Source organism: Clostridium estertheticum (assembly GCF_018861295.1).
Lineage (GTDB): Bacteria > Bacillota > Clostridia > Clostridiales > Clostridiaceae > Clostridium_AD > Clostridium_AD estertheticum_D.
In genome coordinates this window covers 1-20,083 of sequence record NZ_JAHLDM010000026.1, presented here as the reverse complement: position 1 = coordinate 20,083, position 20,083 = coordinate 1, and the positions used below count along the sequence as shown (strand labels likewise).

The 20,083-nt window shown below is 28.6% G+C and carries 20 protein-coding genes and 1 pseudogene; 14 read left to right on the top strand and 7 right to left on the bottom strand.

The genetic code is table 11. From position 1 onward, the window contains the following. The first annotated feature begins 78 nt into the window (after positions 1-78). The 6 genes from KPL54_RS20305 to KPL54_RS20280 all read left to right on the top strand — a co-directional run bounded on the left by KPL54_RS20305 (position 79) and on the right by KPL54_RS20280 (position 6,688). Entirely contained in the window at positions 79-1,311 is a 1,233-nt protein-coding gene (locus KPL54_RS20305) for a DNA cytosine methyltransferase (protein ID WP_216108361.1), read from the top strand. 1 nt (position 1,312) lies between these two features. Further along, positions 1,313-2,836: a DNA cytosine methyltransferase gene (locus KPL54_RS20300; protein ID WP_216108360.1), complete on the top strand. Its 1,524-nt coding sequence runs from the start codon at positions 1,313-1,315 to the stop codon at positions 2,834-2,836. Between the two features lie 11 nt (positions 2,837-2,847). Next, a complete protein-coding gene (locus KPL54_RS20295; RefSeq protein ID WP_216108359.1) occupies positions 2,848-3,483 on the top strand; it encodes a hypothetical protein in 636 nt (211 codons plus the stop codon). Between the two features lie 230 nt (positions 3,484-3,713). Then, positions 3,714-3,929: a hypothetical protein gene (locus KPL54_RS20290; protein WP_216108358.1), complete on the top strand. Its 216-nt coding sequence runs from the start codon at positions 3,714-3,716 to the stop codon at positions 3,927-3,929. A gap of 11 nt (positions 3,930-3,940) precedes the next feature. Beyond that, the gene (locus tag KPL54_RS20285) at positions 3,941-5,371 is read left to right on the top strand and encodes an AAA family ATPase (protein WP_216108357.1); all 1,431 of its coding nucleotides are present in this window, start codon (positions 3,941-3,943) and stop codon (positions 5,369-5,371) included. A gap of 3 nt (positions 5,372-5,374) precedes the next feature. Then, positions 5,375-6,688, top strand: coding sequence for an LlaJI family restriction endonuclease (locus KPL54_RS20280; protein WP_216108356.1), 1,314 nt, complete (start codon positions 5,375-5,377; stop codon positions 6,686-6,688). Between the two features lie 310 nt (positions 6,689-6,998). Here KPL54_RS20280 and KPL54_RS20275 read toward each other — a convergent pair. Then, positions 6,999-8,768 (bottom strand): annotated as a pseudogene (locus tag KPL54_RS20275) (DEAD/DEAH box helicase family protein); the annotation flags it as partial. 52 nt (positions 8,769-8,820) lie between these two features. Beyond that, the gene (locus KPL54_RS20270) at positions 8,821-9,216 is read right to left on the bottom strand and encodes a (deoxy)nucleoside triphosphate pyrophosphohydrolase (protein ID WP_216108355.1); all 396 of its coding nucleotides are present in this window, start codon (positions 9,214-9,216) and stop codon (positions 8,821-8,823) included. Between the two features lie 158 nt (positions 9,217-9,374). Between KPL54_RS20270 and KPL54_RS20265 the strand changes: the two genes are divergently transcribed. Further along, positions 9,375-9,806, top strand: a complete 432-nt coding sequence (locus tag KPL54_RS20265; RefSeq protein ID WP_216108354.1) for a helix-turn-helix domain-containing protein — start codon at positions 9,375-9,377, stop codon at positions 9,804-9,806. Positions 9,807-9,874: 68 nt separating this feature from the next. Here the strand turns inward: KPL54_RS20265 and KPL54_RS20260 are convergent, their stop codons facing one another. Both KPL54_RS20260 and KPL54_RS20255 read right to left on the bottom strand, forming a co-directional pair. After that, positions 9,875-10,228, bottom strand: a complete 354-nt coding sequence (locus KPL54_RS20260; protein WP_216108353.1) for a hypothetical protein — start codon at positions 10,226-10,228, stop codon at positions 9,875-9,877. Beyond that, complete coding sequence (locus tag KPL54_RS20255; RefSeq protein ID WP_216108352.1) at positions 10,228-11,235, bottom strand: homing endonuclease associated repeat-containing protein; 1,008 nt, start codon at positions 11,233-11,235, stop codon at positions 10,228-10,230. The genes KPL54_RS20260 and KPL54_RS20255 overlap by 1 nt, the downstream gene beginning before the upstream one ends. A gap of 353 nt (positions 11,236-11,588) precedes the next feature. On the opposite strand from KPL54_RS20255, the gene KPL54_RS20250 reads away from it, so the two are divergent. From KPL54_RS20250 to KPL54_RS20230, 6 genes are all read left to right on the top strand, one after another. Further along, positions 11,589-11,807: a hypothetical protein gene (locus KPL54_RS20250; RefSeq protein ID WP_216108351.1), complete on the top strand. Its 219-nt coding sequence runs from the start codon at positions 11,589-11,591 to the stop codon at positions 11,805-11,807. Between the two features lie 307 nt (positions 11,808-12,114). Further along, entirely contained in the window at positions 12,115-12,285 is a 171-nt protein-coding gene (locus tag KPL54_RS26865; RefSeq protein WP_375373007.1) for a hypothetical protein, read from the top strand. Between the two features lie 26 nt (positions 12,286-12,311). Further along, entirely contained in the window at positions 12,312-12,452 is a 141-nt protein-coding gene (locus KPL54_RS20245; protein ID WP_216108350.1) for a hypothetical protein, read from the top strand. A gap of 480 nt (positions 12,453-12,932) precedes the next feature. After that, positions 12,933-13,451 (top strand): SF0329 family protein, encoded by a 519-nt coding sequence (locus tag KPL54_RS20240; protein WP_216108349.1) that lies wholly within the window; start codon positions 12,933-12,935, stop codon positions 13,449-13,451. An 82-nt stretch (positions 13,452-13,533) separates the two neighbouring features. Continuing rightward, the gene (locus KPL54_RS20235) at positions 13,534-13,743 is read left to right on the top strand and encodes a DUF6440 family protein (protein ID WP_216108348.1); all 210 of its coding nucleotides are present in this window, start codon (positions 13,534-13,536) and stop codon (positions 13,741-13,743) included. Between the two features lie 205 nt (positions 13,744-13,948). Beyond that, complete coding sequence (locus tag KPL54_RS20230; protein ID WP_216108347.1) at positions 13,949-14,677, top strand: hypothetical protein; 729 nt, start codon at positions 13,949-13,951, stop codon at positions 14,675-14,677. Between the two features lie 164 nt (positions 14,678-14,841). Here KPL54_RS20230 and KPL54_RS20225 read toward each other — a convergent pair whose 3' ends face one another. Further along, complete coding sequence (locus tag KPL54_RS20225; protein WP_216108346.1) at positions 14,842-15,087, bottom strand: hypothetical protein; 246 nt, start codon at positions 15,085-15,087, stop codon at positions 14,842-14,844. A gap of 790 nt (positions 15,088-15,877) precedes the next feature. On the opposite strand from KPL54_RS20225, the gene KPL54_RS20220 reads away from it, so the two are divergent. Next, entirely contained in the window at positions 15,878-16,627 is a 750-nt protein-coding gene (locus KPL54_RS20220) for a Fic family protein (RefSeq protein ID WP_253203630.1), read from the top strand. Positions 16,628-17,321: 694 nt separating this feature from the next. On the opposite strand, the gene KPL54_RS20215 is transcribed toward KPL54_RS20220, so the two are convergent. Beyond that, entirely contained in the window at positions 17,322-17,516 is a 195-nt protein-coding gene (locus KPL54_RS20215) for a DUF4177 domain-containing protein (RefSeq protein ID WP_216108345.1), read from the bottom strand. A gap of 102 nt (positions 17,517-17,618) precedes the next feature. Next, positions 17,619-20,083 (bottom strand): hypothetical protein (locus tag KPL54_RS20210; protein WP_216108344.1); only part of this gene is annotated, 2,465 nt, incomplete at its 5' end.

Sequence of the window (20,083 nt, the reverse complement as noted above, 5' to 3'; positions counted from 1 at the left end):
GAATTAAGAAAAGTGTATAATTAAAAACATGGATGGTGAATTTAAAAAAATATTTAACCTAATAGTGAGGAGTAAGATATGAACAAAAGAAATACATTTAATTTTATAGATTTATTCGCAGGATGTGGAGGATTAAGTGAGGGATTTTACATGGAAAACTTTTATTCATTAGCACATGTAGAAATAGATAAAGATGCATGTGAAACCTTAAAGAAGAGAATGAATTACTATAATTATACTGAGAATGAAATTACAAAATCTGTACTAAATGTTGATATAACCAGTGATAATATTTTAGAATTATTAGATGAATCGGTTGGAAATAAGGAAGTCGATGTTATTATTGGTGGTCCACCATGCCAAAGTTTTTCTTCATTAGGTAGAGCAAAGGATCAAAATGCAATGCAAGATGATCCTAGAAATTATTTATTTGAAAGCTACGTTAAAATATTGAATCATTTTAAACCTAAATTTTTTGTGTTTGAAAATGTAACAGGGATATTGACAGCAAAATTAAATGGAAAATTAATTATTGAAGAAATCATTAGTAAACTAAGTGAAAATTATAAAGTGAATTTTACGCCTAAAATGATTGTCTTAAATTCTGTTAATTATGGGGTGCCTCAACTTAGAAAAAGAGTTATTATTATAGGTGTAAGAAATGATATAAACATTACTCCTGATGAAATTTATGCATCAATAGAGCCTACTCATTATGATACGGATTATTTGCCATCCAAAGATTTAAAAAAATATGTAACAGTTGCAGAAGCTATATCGGATTTACCAACACTTTTACCAGGTCAAGGTAAAGAACTGGTTGAATTTAAGATAAAAGAAACTAATGATTATATAAAAAGGATAAGGCGGAGTGATTTTAAGCTCATTTATAATCATGTTGCAAGAACTCATAATGATAAAGATATTCAAAGATACACTGAAATGAGTAAAAATAAATGGACTCTTACAGAATTATATGAAAATAGACCAGATTTAATACATGAAAAAAAGAGGTTATTTAAAAACAGTTATGTTGTTCAAGTATTTGACTTGCCAGCAAAAACTATTATTGCCCACCTTTATAAAGATGGTAATCAGTTTATCCATCCAGACTATAGGCAAGGGAGGACATTTACAGCAAGAGAAGCGGCTAGAATTCAATCATTTCCTGATGATTTTATATTTATGGGGTCAAGGACCCAACAATATAAGCAAATAGGAAATGCAGTTCCTCCATTATTTGCAAATTCAATAGCTAAATCTATAAAAAAATATTTACTAAAAGTGGTTTGTACTAAGGAGGAAATATAAATTGATTTTTGAAGGTATATCGAGATTAGAAAATAGGAGTCAAAAGGCATTTTTCATAGAAAAAATAGATATTATGACTAGAATAATTGAAGAATTCTGTTCATTAAATAATTATTCTTTAGATGATTATAGTATAAATTATTTTAAAATTGAAATTGAATTGGTAGAGATAGGTATAATTGTGAAGAGTGAAGACTTTGATCTACTAAAAGGGTTGTTACAACGGAAATTTAAATCCTTTTGTAGAGCATTAAATTTTTATATAATTAATAAAGAACTAACAAATTTTGTGCTTGATAAATTCTACAATAATTACAGAGCATCACAACAACGTTTAGCTATAGAGGATTTTAATGCTCCTACATTAATTGATTTTTTTGCTGGTGCTGGTGGGCTTAGCTTGGGATTTATTCAAGAAGGATTCAGAGTAAAACTAGCTAATGATGTAGAAGACGTTTGCGTAGAAACCTATAAACTTAATCATCCAGATTTAAACACAAGTAGAATCATAAAAGATGATATAAGAAATGTAGTGGAAAGTTTAGATAACCTAATTAAATTTAACAAGGAAATAGACTTAGTAATTGGAGGCCCACCCTGTCAGGGGTTTAGTTCAGCAAATCAACAACGAATAATCGATGATCCAAGAAATGAACTGTATAAGTATTATATAAAAGCAATTGCAATAATTAAACCCAAATTTGTAGTTATGGAAAATGTTAAAGGTATGTTAAAAGTAGCAGATCAAGTAGTTGAAGATTTTAATAATGTAAATATTATTAAAAACGGGAAAAATGTTAGTTATAATGTAGCATATAATGTATTTAATTCTCATGACTTTTCTGTGGCACAAAATAGGAAAAGATTGATTTATATTGGAATCAGAAGTGATATTCAAGAAACTCAGAATATATCACCAGAACAGATAATAGAGGAAATAAAGAATAGTACAAATACAAATCAGAGATTTGATTTAAAGGATGCACTTGAATTAATAAAGCCCCTTGATGCCACACGAATAAAGAATATGACAGAAAATGATTCAGAAGAAAGTGGGAAAAAGGTTGATAAGAATATCTATTTCAACAAAACTAATGAGTATCTAAGAAAAATTAATAATGGTTCGAATTCGTATGTAGTTTTTAATCATAAAGCACGTTACTGTAGTGATGTAAATTATGAAATATATAAAAGATTAGATCAAGGCGAGGATTCAACAAGTGATAAAATAGCAGATATTATGCCTTATGCTCATAGAAATCATGTATTCAAGGATAAATATTTTAAGCTTATTGAAAACAAACCATCGAGAACTATAACTGCGCATATGAAAATGGATTGTCATTCACATATTCATCCTACACAAGTTAGGAGTTTAACACCTAGAGAAGCTGCAAGAGTTCAATCATTTCCAGATGATTATATATTTTTGGGCGCTTATTTAAAGACTTATATGCAAATAGGTAATGCTGTTCCTCCATTAATGTCTAGAGGGATTGCAAAAGTTATTAAAAAATATATATAAAGGAGAAATCTATGGAAGTATATGAATTGATAAAAATGTTGAACAATACAGAAATTGGTGGTACTAATACTAAGGATTCATATGTGTATCTGCAACCACAGTATCAAGATTTTTTTATGTTAACAGAGTATAATACTAATATAACATTTAAAGATATTGAGACTTTACAAGATATTGTTCTAAGGCCAACCACTGGAAGAGAAAAAAGATTAACTAAACTAGGGCCCTATATAAGATTAAAATCTTTAGAGTCTGGAGATAAAATAATATTAAAAAAATATGTTATAAATTCACAAGTAAAGTTTTTAATAGATTATATTAAAAATGACTCCTACTTTGTACTCGAGAATAACAAAAAGAATAATTGTTATATTCCTTGGAATCAAAAGGAATTTTTTCTTTATTATAATATTGAACTACAGAATGAATTTACTAATTTAATAATTGACGGAGAAGATATTAAAATTACTAATATTGGATCAATTTCAAAGCGAGATGACTCTCCAACTAAATATAAAGTGGTAGAATTAGTTGGATTAAATAATACACAGCCGTTAATATTACTAGATTTCGTGAAAAATATAATAATATCTAAACCTATAATATGGAATAAAATAAATGCTAATAAAGCATCTAGTTTTCAATAATAGAGTTAATGGTGTGTATAATTAATTAGAATAGGGGTGATAACTTTGTATATACTCGAAGGAACTAAAATATTAACCCTACAGATACTAATGAAACAAGTTCGAACCAAAGTGCTGTTTCTTTAAGTGGTAATTTAAAGAAAGTTTTTGAACTTAATAATACACTACCAATAGATATCATAGATAAAGAAAGTAGTAAGTATTATAAGTGTACCATTACAATAAAAGGAATGGGTAAAGATCCAAGACTTGCTGGTGAAATAAATAATTATAGGAAAGATAAAAACCTAGTATCAGGGGATAAAATAATTTTCAAGAAATATTGTAAGAATGAAGAGATATTGTATTTTATAGAATGTAAGCATAAAAACAAAGAATCCGTCTTAGAAAACAAATGTAGTAATAAGTCACAAAAATGGACAACGATAAGCTTGTCAACAATTTAAAAGAGGTGTAAATGGTGTACAAAATTTTATTGTTAGAGAATTATGATAACTATTTCTCTTTATTTAGTAGTGAAGAAATAGAATTGAAAATTGAGACAAGCATAGGTAACCCACTTGTTGGTTTAGCTATTAATGATACTTTATTATTAGGCATTAAAGAGGGTAGCAATTTTAAAGTAAGTTTGATTATAAATGTTACAAATATTATATCTGGTAGACTAATTATAAAAAAGATGTTAGAAGTTAGCATCCGGGTTAGCTACGAAAATACTATGGAGATAGGTTCACAGTTACCCAAAGTGATAGATATTACAGAAGATGAGTACAAAAGAATATTATCCGAAATGATTTCAAATTATAATGATGTTCAGCCGCAATCACCAGTAAATCAACTTCAAGAAATTTTACCGGAAAATCAAATTCCCGATTATGAGTCTAGAAATAGGTTAATTACCGGAGCTCCGGGTACGGGAAAGAGCAGTTTTATAGATACAGAATTTAAGGATAAATACTTTGCTAATGAAAAACTTTATAAGAGAATTATGTTCCATTCAAGATATAATTATTCGAATTTCGTAGGATCGTATAAACCAGTACCTATATATATTAAAGATGTTGAAAATGAGGACAAGTATATTTATATTTGCGAAGATGCAGTAACTCAGAGAGAAATCCAGCATAAGTCATCTTTAACTTATGAATTTGTGCCTGGGCCATTTATTGAAATATTAGAAAATGCTTTGAATCATCCAAATAGTAACTTCTTATTAATAATTGAAGAAATAAATAGAGCTGAAGCGGCTGATGTTTTTGGAGATATATTTCAATTGTTAGATAGAGATGAAGAAAATAATAGTAAATATTCAATAAAATTCAATGCAGATGTTATGAATTATTTAGCACAAGTAGTGATAAATGAAGGCAGGTGTTATAAAGCTCATACTTTTGTAAGGTTGCCAAAAAACCTATATATTTGGGCAACTATGAACAGTGCAGACCAAGGGGTAAAAAAATTAGACACCGCATTCAAAAGAAGATGGTCATATAAATTCATATCTATAAATGAATATGAAAAAAATATGAATGGAAATCTTAAAAAAGATATAATATTGAAAATAAATGAGAATGTTTCATACATAATAAATTGGAGTACACTTAGAAAATCTTTAAATGCTATATTAGTTAATAAGGATATTGCAGAAGATAAATTAATCGGGCCATTTTTCATGAAGGAAAAAGAAATCGTTGACCCTGATGATTTTAAATTTAAATTACTGTTATATTTAAAAGATGATGTTTTAAGACATAAAGCAAATCAAGTTTTTAAATATAATACTTTTACAGAAATTATTGAGAATTTTGATAACGGTAAAGATATTTTTCATGATACTATAAAGGCAAACTTAAAAGGGATTTCTAAATATAATGCTGTGGAGGGGTAAATTTTGATTAAGTATTTCTATGAAGAATATGGATATTCAAAGGACGATCTATATGGCATTTTAGATATTTTCCACAAGTTAACTGAGAGAGGTATTTTAAAAAGATGTAAATCTAAGAGCGGAGATAAATACAAGTTTAAATACGTTGGAATTGTTGCAACGCAACAGCATATTATTTCTATTTTACCAAAATATTTAGAAATAAAAACAAAAGGGCAAGAACTATTAATTACAAAAAAAATAATTAAATTATTTAAAAAAATTGATCCAAGTAAGGTTTCAAATGAAGAAGATTTATATTTTGATACAAATTTAGGAAATGATGATTCTAATGAAATTATTATTGCTGACTATCTACTTCAAGATTATTTCTTAAATGGAATATACAATAAAGAATGTACCTACATAGATATGAACAGTAACAATGATATAGATTGGGATGAAACAATTAATGGAATTGACCCAATACTAATAGAAGATCAACCTATTTATTTTAATACATATCATACTATTTCAGACATCGATACTTATAATCAAGTAACAAAAATTCATGCATGGGCTATGAACTATTGTTATATGAAATATGCTGATATACTTGGGTATGATTCTTATTATGTTGAGTCTTTAGTAACAGATGTCCCTAATTATGATTCGTGGATAAATCTTATTAATATAGAACTAAGCGAAATTTATGACGATAGAAATGTAGCTTTACTAAAATCATTAATTAATTTAATATACAATAAATTAAATAGTGATGAATCCAATGATATAACATTCTATGGGACTAGCTCATTCCATATAATATGGGAATATATTCTTAGTTATTTGTGTGATAATAACTATAATCAAATTTGCAAAGATATGGACAAAGCTAAATTTTATAGTTTACAAAATGAATATATAGCTACTAAAACAAAAACATTAGAACCAGATATATTAAAATTGGAAGAATGCGACAACTCAAAAACACTATTCATATTGGATGCAAAGTATTATAACTTTAAGCTTTATAATGCTAGTTATGAGCACTCTCCTGGTATTGAAGATATTATTAAGCAATTTATGTATGAAGAAGTATTAAGAAAAAAATATTTATCTAATAGTAACATGAAAACATACAATGCTTTTGTATTTCCAGCTGATGATTCAACGATTGATATTATGAAACCTATTGGTAAATTAAAAATAGATTATTTCGGGGGTAAGGAAATAATTTTAATTCTTGCTAATGCAGAGAAGATATTTGATGCATTCATTAAAGATAAGAAATTCGGTAATTTATTGGGGTTATTAGGGTGTGAAATTAGTAAATAGTAATAAGTGGTGATAGCAAATAATGCTATACAAAAACATGGGTGAGCTCAATTGTTTTTGAATTAAGATGCTCTGAAAAGAATATAAACATAGAACACAATAAAAGGGATTTCAAAATAGGGAATCCCTTAAAACATAATTGTAAGTACTTCTCTATTATTTAGGGCAAATCGAAAGAATTGATTAGAAAGTAATTTTTTTACATTTAGCTAAATTTCAAAGCGAAAACACCAGCACTAATTGTCATCTAACTTTACATTCGTACAATTTGTTCACATATCCCAGGGGTTTTTATGAGCGATGCGAATTTGCTATCTTTATTATAGGTTCGATCTCCTGAAAGTGCTATAGGAATGAAAAAATTACTATCATAGTTTCCTACAAAGTCTATGATGACAACAAATTCTTTATAATTATGTTTTCTAAGACCACGTCCTAATTGTTGTATAAAAATTATAGCTGATTTAGTAGCCCTTAGCATAACAACTTGATTAACTGAGGGTATGTCTATTCCTTCATTAAAAATATCAACTGTAAAAATATAATCCAAACAATTAGTGAGTTCATCTTGTTCTAAGCGATCAATAGCTGATTCACGTTCTAGTTGAGTATTATCTCCTGTTAAAGCTAATGTTTTTAAGCCACATTTATTAAATTTAATCGATAATTCTTTAGCCTCTTTTTTATCACTACAAAATATTAGTCCTTTTACTCGATCACCACAATAACCATAAAAGTTAATTTTATTGATAATATTATTAACCCTTTGGTCATCTACTAAACATTTAAAATCTGTAGTATCATCTAATCCATTACCATCTATAGATATATCTGTAATCCCAAAATAGTGGAATGGACAAAGTAAATCTTCTTCTAAAGCTTGTTGCAGACGAATTTCATAAGCAACATTATGATCAAACATTTTAAAAATATCAAAATCATCAGATCTTTCTGGAGTAGCTGTCATTCCTAATAAAAATTTTGGCTCAAAATAATCCACAATTTTTTGATAACTAATGGCACCGGCTTTATGAACTTCATCTATAACAATATAATCAAATTCATTCTTAGGAAAGCTTAATAATACTTCGTCTTTCGATAAAGTCTGTACAGTTGAAAATATAAAATCTTTATTAATATCTTTTGAGTTACCTGAAAGAATACCCATACTTTTAGTATCCCCAAATACATTTTTAAAGCTATCTAAGGCTTGTTTTGCAATTTGTTCTCTATGTATAATAAATAACGCCCGTGTCGGATTGAAATTTCTAATATCAAAAGCTGATAAATAAGTTTTACCCGTACCAGTAGCTGAAATTAATAAAGCTTTTTTAGCTCCGTTGTCTCGAGATGCGTCTAAAGCTTGAATTGCAGATACCTGCATTTTATTGGGCTTTAGTGTGTATTGAGAAAGTCTAGGAACTTTGCTTTTTCGAGCAAACTCTCTTTGTTTTAAATATATCTTTTCATAAGCTTCAATCCATTCTAAAGTTAAATTATCAGCTTCATTTCACATAGATCTAAACTCGGTTATTACTTCATTTGTTAATGAACCTTCCTCTAAAGAAGATAGTTTTATATTCCATTCTTTATTTTTAGTTAATGCTGCTTGAGTCAAATTAGAACTACCAATAATAAGCTTATAATGATCACTATGTTTAAAAATATATCCTTTAGTATGAAAGTTATTTTTAGAATATAGTTTAATGTGAATATTAGAAAACTCTAAAAGTTTCTTTAATGCCTTAGGTTCACTAAAATTTAGATAATCTGTGGTTAATATCTCACCATTGATTCCATTGGCCTCTAAGTATTTAAAGGTCTCAAGTAGTGGGGTAATACCGCTACTTGTAATAAACGCGACAGATATCATAAATTCATTGCAGTTCATAAGTTCTACAACAATATCACTTAATACTTTACTACCTTTACTATAATCATTTAAAATAAGTTTGGGTCTCAATGCTAAATTGGAATTTACGAAGCTATTTATTAAGCCTGTTTCACTTGCATTTAAAATATCCTGGGAAATATTAATTTGATTATGACTGCCTTCATCAATTGGTTTAAAGTCTATAATAGATTTTAAATCCTTATTTTGTTCTATCTCAGTTAAAGTTTTCAACCGTGCATTACACTTCCTTCAAAAGCTGATTTACCGCATTCACATCTGCTGTAGCCCAGTTTAGTGAAAGTAAATTTTCTCTATGTAACCATATCAACTTCGAATGCTCATTTGCTGTAGGAGCACCAGATGTTATGCGGCACTTAATGGTAATCAAATTCACTATAAATTTATCATATTCAAAAGTATTATCATTAAATATATCTATAAATTCAACATCGCAATGGAGTTCTTCTTTTATTTCTCTTTCAATAGCTTCTTTTAAAGTTTCACCACTTTCTACTTTACCTCCAGGAAATTCCCACATGTTTGGAAGGGACATTATTGGTGAGCGAAGGGCACATAAGATTTCATTATTTTCATTTTCAATAATAGCTGCTACAACTTTTATTAGTTTTTTCATATAAAACACCTCTAATTAATTTTAGCATAAAATGGGTTAGTGTAAAAGCGAGGGGGTATATTTAATTACAGGCATTAAATATAAAAATAATCATCGAGTAGATAAGAGAATGTTTGGCCATAATTATAAATAAAGCTAAGGTTATGGAGGGATTTATTTTGAATACTTTTGGAGAAAGATTTAAGAGCATAAGATTGTCTAAGAAATTAACTCAGCAGCAAATTGCTAATGAATTTAATAGGCAATATGGATATGCATTCACGAAAACAACTATTAGCCAATACGAGAATAATAAAAGAGTACCAGAGATGAATGCTATTAGGAATTTTGTAGAATACTTTAATGTTTCATTGGATTATTTGTTGTGTAATGATATCCATGTTGTTAAGGAATTAGGTCAAAAGTACAATATGCTTAATGATTCTGAATTTATTGAGCTAGAAAAAATAGCAACATTGATAAAGAATTTAGCAGGAGACGGAAAAATACTTCTTAATAATATAGAAATAAATGCTCGGCAAAGGCAAACATTAATAAATGGTATTGATATTATTTATGGTTTAGTAAAAAGAGAAACAGAGAAGGAATGATAAAATAGTACACACCTAATTTGTGGACAAGTATACTATTTTATCATAATATTGTTGATAAAATGACCTTAAATATTAGAGTTAGTATCTATGAGATTTTCTAAATGTATTATTAAATTTTCATAAGTCCCAAAATTATTGCAGACCCAGTGGTAGCTAGGAAGGGCATTTTTAGCGCCAAACTCACTAATTACTGGCATGCGATTGTATAATGTTTTAAATTCTATTATTGAATCTAGTCTTGAGTTAACTCTGAGGTCGATAGATGAATTTTTTAAGTGAGTATAATCAAGTCCAATTGCGGTAACACAATTTTCAATACTACCCCAATATTTATAATAAACCTTTTGAGTAAAAGTAGTATTAGGGGGACGTAGTTCTCGCCATTTAGGCAACCTCCCAAGTTTATTAACAAGATTCATTAAATCACCTTAGCTATTTTTTCATCAAAGGGTAAATTAGCAAAAGTATTTATAGTTAATTCGGATGCAATTAATGCATTATTAAAGGTTCCAAACGAATGTGTTATAGCTGATGAGGAGGGGTAATCTGGGTTGCCTAAAAAGTCTCTAGTAAAAGGAACTCTACCATTTTTAAGATGAAATTCCTTTAGCTTTTTAATTATATAGTCTTTTTTATGAATATTATATGCGTCATTAAAGTCTTTATATACTAGATGAAGGTTCTCGATATCATAACATAATTTATGATAACCTAGTTCCGATAACTTCAAAATAATTTCATCAGCAAAAACATATTTCAGATTCGGTAAGTTTAATCCGGGCCTGTTATTTTTGTTTAAGCACCAGTATTCTACAGAGGCACCTTTATCGGTAGCTTTTTTATATTGTTTTACCTTGTGTTTACATGCGTAATTGGAAGTAGCCGCATCAATTACTTTATGCTTAAGAGGAATATAAATATCTGGTTTAAAATCTAAACCAAATCCGCAATATTGAAAGAGACAGTCGCCTTCCAGAATTGACGCTGATAACTCAACAAGATACTGCCATGCAGACCAGAAGTCTCTATAATCAAGAGGAGATACACCTGCCAAGCTCAAGATATCATTCCAACTAGACACTAAAGTATCTGGTTTATAATAAACAAAGTGCCTATAATATGTTTTGAAATGGGGATATTTATCATTATTATCAAAGTCACAGGTTGTTGGTGCGCGTTTAAATTCATTAAAGAAATCCTTTATAATTTGTAGTAATTCTTCATCACTTACAGTTGAATATTTCTTGGATTTATAAGGGAGCATAACTCTGCCTTCTTTAGAGGCTTTTCTTTCTTTATTTTTTCTATTTAAATATTTATTACATTCTTTACAGTATTTTTGATGCCCATCCTTAGAAGATTTATTTAAATTAAACTGTTGTAGTTCCTTGGTTTCTTTGCAGTGTCTACATTGTTTATAATCCATAGTAACCTCAGTCCTTTTTTATTAATACTTTAAGGTTAGTATTTGCAGTTTGTTGTTTAGTATACGTCAATATGGTACTTATAAATATAAGTTTACTTTTAGGTTAATTAAATTAATTGGTTAAATAAATGTTACATGAAACAAAGTATAGATTAGCAACAGAGATTAGAAGATTCACAATTAATTTTTATGGATACCTGTTTAAATTCTTGAAATTTCATATAAGTGTTATACTATTTATGATATGCTATACTTTAAATAGCCTATATAAGTATGATAAAGTTTGACTTTCATGACTATAATTATATAAATCAAAATAAATAAGCCTATTATAATAGAAAGAAGGTAATATTATGGAACATATTTGTCCTAAATGTAATGCTTTAATGCAAGAGGCTATTCTTGATCAGTCTGGTCCTTTTCGAATTTATAAGAAAGGTGCAGAGAAAAAAGATAAAAAGGGTATATTTGATTTTTCTAATCCAAATTATATGAGCCAAATTATTCCTTATGTATGTCCAAAATGTGGATATATTGAGCCTTATGCAGAAGAACCTCAAAAATTTGAATAGTTTGATTAAGTTGAAACAAGCGTTGATATGTGTTAATATATCAACGCTTGTTTTTGTGCGAATTTAACTAATATATGTCTAATATCTTCTGCTATTTACCATGCGATTATAAAATAAGGTTTATTAATATTCTCCTCTTTTGAGGCTCTAAAAATAATCTCAGTTAACTTACCAGGAACAAATTCATCATTTATATTTTTATAACCAAATAATTCAGTACTATCATTCCAATGCTTAACAATAATAATATTATATTGATTATTGTCAGAAGTAGCTTCAACAGCATTCGCAAACTATTGATATATATATGAAAATAGATTATATTCTCAGTGATTTAGGTTACACGGTTGAGGAATATGGAATATTAAAGTATAAGGACAATGGGTTCTATTTAACATTATCTAAGGATTCGCAGGCTAAGATGATTTACTCTAATAAAAAGAGTATAAAAAAAATCTCTTTTATCATATTCCTATAGCAAGATTAAAAGAGGTTAGAGAGTCAGTGGAGTATATAGCATTTTATCAACCTATGACAAAATTCAAACAAGAGGCTGGGATAAGGTATTACGGAAAGATAAAAGAGTGGAAAGAATATAGGCGAGGCGAATGTACTGAAATTAAATATAAAAGGAATAGAAGATAGTATTTTAAATAATATGTAAATTAATTTTAGAATAGTTTCCGACAGGTAAATATTTAATTATGTGAGGGGTATATGAATGTAAATTTACAAATTAAATAATATGACTATTTTTACAAAAAATGCTACAAGCAAGGTTGCTAGATATTTAGAGGAGATGAATATAGTGAGGAATGATATTAAAAACTGGGTATTTTTTTGCGATAGTATGAGCTATAATGTAATATCAGCTTTTATAGACGAAAGTAGTTATAGACAATATAGGTGAAAATGAATTTATAGATAATAGTAAGTTTATGCTTAAAGAAATTACTAAAAGCGAAAAACCAAATATATAAGGTTAAAATTGATAACAAGGTTTTCAGATAATATAAGCAATATGTAGCTAGCGTACGTATATACAGAATTTATAAAAAAGGTATAGATATATATAATATATCAAGAATTTAATGAAAAAAATTAAATCTATACTAGGGGGCTTATATGCAAAGAAAATGGAGTAAAGTTAAGAAAAATTTAGAAAGCTTTATATGTGAGGCACTAAAAAATAGGGTAGACTTTTTTGTTGTAAATTATAAAAAAGCCGATGATGGTATGGGAAGAGCTTACATAACAGTTGATAAAAAAGAAGTATTAAATATGTGTACATTTATAGCTGAACGAAGACAGTATGCCATATATGATGAATTAAGATTTCCAGACGAGAATTACAGTGTAGATGATTATGATACCAACAGAAAAATTGATTATAAGGCATGGGAGCTAACAAAAAAAGAAGGTATCTTTTGTCAATATGACTTCTTTGAAGCATTAGAGTTTTATTTTAGTGCATCTATTGAAAAATCCTTAATTTCAGACAATATGCTTGTTAAAATTTTTGCGTTAATTGATAAGCGAACAGGAAAAAGAACATTAGAAAAATTAAAAGATACAATAAAAAATGAGGTAGAGATCATTAACTATTTCTATAAGTTAAGATGTGAGGCAGAAGGGATAATATAAATCATCATTAAATCTCGAATACTCCATATAAGAACAATTAAAGGCACAATATTAAAATAACAAAATACAAAGGAGTTAAGAAATGTTTAATAAGAAAGATAAGAAAGATAAGAAAGAAAATAAAAGATTTAAAACTGTATATGAGGAGGGGAATATGGCATCACGTTGTAAAATAATTGTTGATATAGAAACAGGAATAAACTATTTAATTAATATTGAGGGTTATGCTGGAGGGATTACTCCACTGTTAGATAAAGATGGAAAGTCAGTGGTATCGTCAATAGAGTCCTAATATTATTATGTTGAAAATTAAAACTGTTCTTAAAACATAAACTAAATATAACAATAAGCATCGAGTAGATAAGTGAATGTAATAGTGTTGAAAACTTGACATATTTTAAGGAAAGCCAAATTGCTTTCCTTAGTTTAAGTTGTACGAAATAGTATAAGGTTTATAAATCATAGAATTATGATTAATAAACAATAAGGAGTAAGATATGAAAAGTAGTAAGGAAGAGTTGAAAAAACGTGGTTATATAGAGGATGATGATATTACTAATGATTATAAATTACTGACACTTGATGAATTATGTGTTTTGTTAGAATCAAAAAAAGCATTTGAAAGAACTATTGCTATAAGGCTGTTAGAAAACTGTAATAATATTTTGCAATTAGATTTAGGTATTATTTTATTAGAGACGCTTGTGAAAGAGAAATCTCTCTATACAAAAATAGAAATATGTAATGCATTAGAAAAAGGGGATAGTGAAATTGCGAAACAAATGCTTAGTTATGTGGGGAAAATAGGGAAAAATCAACATGTTAAATTACCTAATGAAGTTTCCGAAAAAATAAGTTATCCTTTGCCAAGAGATATTATAGCAAGGGTAATGGGAAAAATGAATAAATCGGTATTGCCTATATTAGTTGAAGCCCTTAACGATTATGATGTTTTTGCAATTCGAGAGGTTATTGATGGTATAGGATTTTTATGTTTTTATAATGATATTCCTAATGAATGTTTTGTTGTTAAAAAACTTATCAAGTGTTATGAAGAATATAAAGATGATTACATTCTTCGTTGGAAAATTACAATGGCTTTTTCGGCTTTTAATAATGAATTTGCAACCTCTGAACTAAAAAAAATAATACGTAATGATAATGAAGAACTTATCATAAAAGAAGCATATAGGGCATTAAAACTGATTGAAAAACGATGTAAATAATTTAAGGAATCCATTTTGGGCTTCCTTATATCAAATAAAATGATATATTCAAAAACTTAATTGCTTAATAATCTATATAAATCAATGCTTCGTTTAACATATAAATGAAATGGTTTATGGAAAATTGTGTAATCGATTATGACGTAGTGGAAGAAGATTCCGAATTAAAAATTATGAAATATAAATGCAATGAAACCAGTTAATGAAGAAATCATCATAAACGTTAATCCTGTTATTAAAATTACAATATTCTTTTTCTGTATTAGCTTTTCGTTCTCTAATAAAAAATCATCATTACTTACTTTATTATGTTCTATTCCCATTTTCTTAATAAGTAAAAGTGCAATCCCAGTCATCATAAAACCTAAAACAAAGCTAATTAACCATATGTATTTAAACACATTTTGCATTATTATTCTCCTTCAATACTTAATATCTTAATTTTATTATTTATTACGTAATATTATACAATGTTGAATATATCGTACTTTTACGATTGATGAAGACTTAAACAAAATTGCGACTTAACACAACCATTCATTATACACACAAATATTATAAAACTATGCTGAACACTTCGCCAACTTCATTATTAAATGTAAAATATCTTAAGTATTCTCCACCGTTATTCAGTATAGTTTTCCTTGAAGGAACATTACCTTTCATGTAAGATAAAAACACTTCTGGCAACCCTGGTTATACATTTCGATATCTGCATTCTTTGAAACCATTTCAAGCCACTCTGGGTAACTATCCATATTATTTCACATTTAACCTCCTAGGATTATGAAAATAATCATTACTTTGTAATAAAATATAATGCCGTCTTAATTAATAGTAATTATAGCATATTTTTATATGTATAATCATCTTTTATTTGTAAAAAAATGGTAAATTGTCTTGGATTATAAGTCTAATGGTATATATCTGTCACTTATAATATTGTATGGAATTGGAGCATTACTTATCATAGTATGGCAAATATGGGTGGATTCATTTTTTACTTTGAAGAAATTTGTATGCTTTGTTTGAAATTAGATAAAATATATTATATGGTATAATTATAGGGTTTAAATAAAAAATTTAGAGTGGAAGTTGATATATATATGAAAGTTGAAAGAATAAAAGAAATTCTCAATGGTGGAGAAAGTATAACTGTTGAGTTCAAGCAAAGTAAAAATAAATTAAATAAAGATGTTTTTGATCCCCCACTTTAAAACAGATGCTATTTTACGTAGAGAAGATATTGACCGATATGATGACAGGGACGATATTAGAACCAATTTAATCGATAGCTATGAAAGGCTTATGCAGTTTATAGCAAAGCATTTAAATGACAAATTTTATCTGGAAAAGGACCAAAGAATAGGATTAAGAGATAAGATATTCAGAGAAGTGGTTTCGAATATTCTAATTCATAGAGAATTTTTGAATCCATTTCCCGCAAAACTCGTGATTGAAATTGATAGGGTTTTTACTGAAAATAGTAATAAGCCACATGGTAATGGTGTAATTGATCCGAATAATTTTTCACCATATCCTAAAAATCCTAAAATAGCAAAATTCTTTAAAGAAATAGGCAGAGTGGAAGAACTCGGTTCTGGTGTTAGAAATATATATAAATACAATAAAGTATACTCAGGAGCAGCACCAGAATTTATAGAAGGTGATGTTTTTAGAACTATTATTCCATTAAAACCTCAAGATGGTGAACAAGCTAGTGAACAAGCTAGTGAACAAGGTGAGGATAGTACCAGAAAAATATTGGAGTTTTGCAAAACGGCTAGAAGTAGGAGTGAAATTCAAGATTTTAGTGGTATTAAAAGTAGACGATATTTTATTGAAAAGATATTAAACCCTTTGCTAAAAGGTAGTCTATTAAAGCTATCAATACCTAATAAACCTACAAGTCCTAATCAAAAATATTATAATGATAAACTGGGTAGGTAAATCGAGATATTCCATAAAAGAGGCAGGTATTCCTGCCTCTTTTATAGTTCCAGCTTTAATCTATAATAGTATCACCTTTTCTTAAAAGTGGGAAAGTTGTCATGAAATTAAAGGATTTAATTAACGTGTTCTTTATATAAGGATGCAATTTTATGAAACCTATAAAGATATTAAAGTTGTGTCAACACTGTTGACACAACTAAGTTGGTTGAATCATATTGCCATTTTATAGGTTGCTAAGTCACTCGAAGAAAATGAAAAACCGAGTGTTGGTTGAGATATGGTGGAACATACGCTCATAATGATATTGATTTTGAATTTGGTTCATCGCTTGCTAATTTGGTGATAGTAATTGTGGACAAGTAAATTTTTTATCATGATATTGTGGATAAAATGGTTATTGTTCTTTGGCTTATCACATACCATTGCTTCAAAGCATTTGAATGATAATTTTTACATGGTAGGAGATATTTTAAGATGATTATTCCGCAGACCCCGCAAGCACCCCGCAAGCTACCCCGCAACTTACCATGCAGGCCACCATGCAAGCTGATGAAAAAATAAAAGAATTATTTTGGTTTTGAATGATATCAACAACAAACTAGAAAATTAAGTATATAAATACACAATGTTCATAAGGGGAACATTCCCTTATGAACATTTAGAAGTAAATATTAATGTCCTGTAAGCATACTTATTTCCTTCTTTTAAAGACTGCGACAATTTCTTTACATTTTCCACCATCTTGAGTAGTTGAGAAACACGACACTAATTCCCAACCTTGTTCTCCAAAGCTATTAAGTTCATTATCAAAATGACTTGTATCTAGGATTCCGCCCATAAACCCTTTGGATTCAACTGTAATACTTGTATATTCCCACTTTTCCAAAACATCCACCTCAATTCACATATTTTATTTTAGTTAATACAAAACCTAAACACAATATTGTAAAATTGTTTTCTAATTCAATTATACAGCATATTTATATAACTATTCTACCATGTTATCATCTGCAATAAAATCTATATCAACATTCTTTGCGCGTAGTTTATTAATATAAACCACTGCACACCTAAAAGTCTTTTTATTCTTTGGATTTTCTTGTCTCACTGAAAAATTCACAGGCTTATTGTAGCATTTACAATATTGCATATTACTTAATTGTTTTTTGAAACTACTCAGTGGCAACACCTCATGAGTCACATTATGCTCTCTACAGTATTTTACAAACCTATCGTAGAAGCATGTATAATTAAGGCGAAGCACAAAATCTCCATCTAAATCAAGAACTGCATCATAGTCGATATTTCTTAAAAGTTCGTTATTAGCTGCCATACGATTCATAGTTTCAAAATTTTGTTCTATAACTGTTTTATTCGATGTTCCTCCATCTAACAAGTCCTCAAAAGCCCCCCGTTCTATTGATGAAATAATTTCTTTCATGGCAAAACCTGTGCACGATTCCATATTCAAATCTAAATCATCAAATACCCTCTTAAGTAAAGCTATACCAATCATACAGTTGGCTATAGAGTTTTTAACTCTATCATTTTTAATATCATTATCAATTAGTTTTTCGAAAATTTCACTATGGATTTCTTTGATTTTTTCCTCGCTCATTTTTAAGGCCTCCTTCAAAAGACTGACTCCAAGTTTATTAAGTAAAATAGAATTTCCCTTTAATTTTTCTAGACTTTCTTTGGTTATCTCATCAAAATAAGAAGTTGCAAATATAACTCTAAGGCTTCTTCCTATGTTTGCCGTTTCCTCAATACCTACTTCTCCAGATAAAATCACTGAAGCCCTAGGAATAAAACTTCTATTTTTATCTAAGGTGGCTACCCCTTTTATTCCTTTGTAGTTATCATAGGAATTTCTCATAACCCCAGATATTAAATCCACTTTATTTTTACCTATTATGTGAGGCTTGTACTCTTCTAAAATAAGAGGTATAAAATTACTACTGCTGGCGGTTTTGTTTAAGGCAAAGTCTGTACACTGCGCAGCATTTAATATTCCGTCTTCCATGCACAATATAGGCGTAATAATATATTTTACAGCACTACTTTTGCCACTACTGCTTTCACCTTCTATTAAAAGATGGTTATATTGAATTCTACTCCGTTTAAGCTTTTCTTTCAGAAACAAACCACATACATAACCTAATATGACTGCAGTATTTTTAAGTATACTAAATTTAAATAAATATGGTGCAACTTCTAAAAGCTCTTCTTTTGTAATAACATCGGTCTTTAGAATATTAGTATTAAGCTCTGCATATTGATTTTGCATAGCTATATCTAAAGTGGGCTTTCCATCAGAATTTAAAGCGCCATGCTCCGATACGAAGCACCACTGATTATTAATTTTATGAAAACCACTGTAGGTAACGCCCTTCCTTATTTCACGGGTTTTATTTGAAATAATAAATCTTATATATTGAAGGTCCTCAACTCTTCCTATATAAAAAGTTTTAAAGCTGTTTAGTGCTCTTCTAAAAGATAATACATCATCAAAATCGGAGGTTTTAAAAGTCCTCTCACCTATAACCCCTTCCTGGGTAACAATATCACCTATAATTTGAGTATCACCTTCATTTTCAATATAATATTTTGGATTAATAATAAAATTAAAGATATTAATTATCTGCTTTTTATAATATTTGTAGTAACAAAACTCATCTACATAAATATTACCTATAGGTTTATTCTGCACGGAGGTGTTTTCTACCGCTTCATCTGCTTTATTAACCAAAGTTATTAAATCGTCTACAGTGCCTCCATTTTCCACCCAATCTACAATATCACCTTTAGGTTTTAAACCGGGAAGTTCTATTATTTTTACAGATTTGACCACATTCTTTATAACACTTAGAACATCATTTGCATAAGCCTTACCACTTTCATCATTATCAGGTAGAATTACTATATTGGCGGACTTTAAAGAAGTAACATAATCTGCACTATAAGATGAAAATCCCCTAGCTCCAAAAGCAGTGGTAGTTCCGACTAGTCCTAACTTGAAAATTTCATCCACGCATTTTTCTCCTTCTACAAAGAAAATAGTTTTATCATTTTTAATGCCATCTAAAACCTTTGGTAGCTTATAAATAACATGTCTCGCAGCCTTTATTCCAAAGCTCCAACTATTATTATCTTTAGCATAAGCCATGAAATCCTTTTTCTTTTTGCCATTATCAATCCACTCTCTTCTACAAATCTTATATAATATATTTCCAAGTTCATCCTCATAATAATATTTAGATGTGGTTTTCTTTTGATAATTAAAATTTTGTTTCGCCTTAAAGTCACGGTTTGTAGAAGGCTTAGGGTCCTGTGTTTCAATTTCAACATTATATTTTGTGCTTAAAAATTTCATACTATTATGAAATCCTTCTATACCCTCGGTATACTGGGCGGCAGTTAAAATGTCACCTTTAGCTCCACAACTAAAGC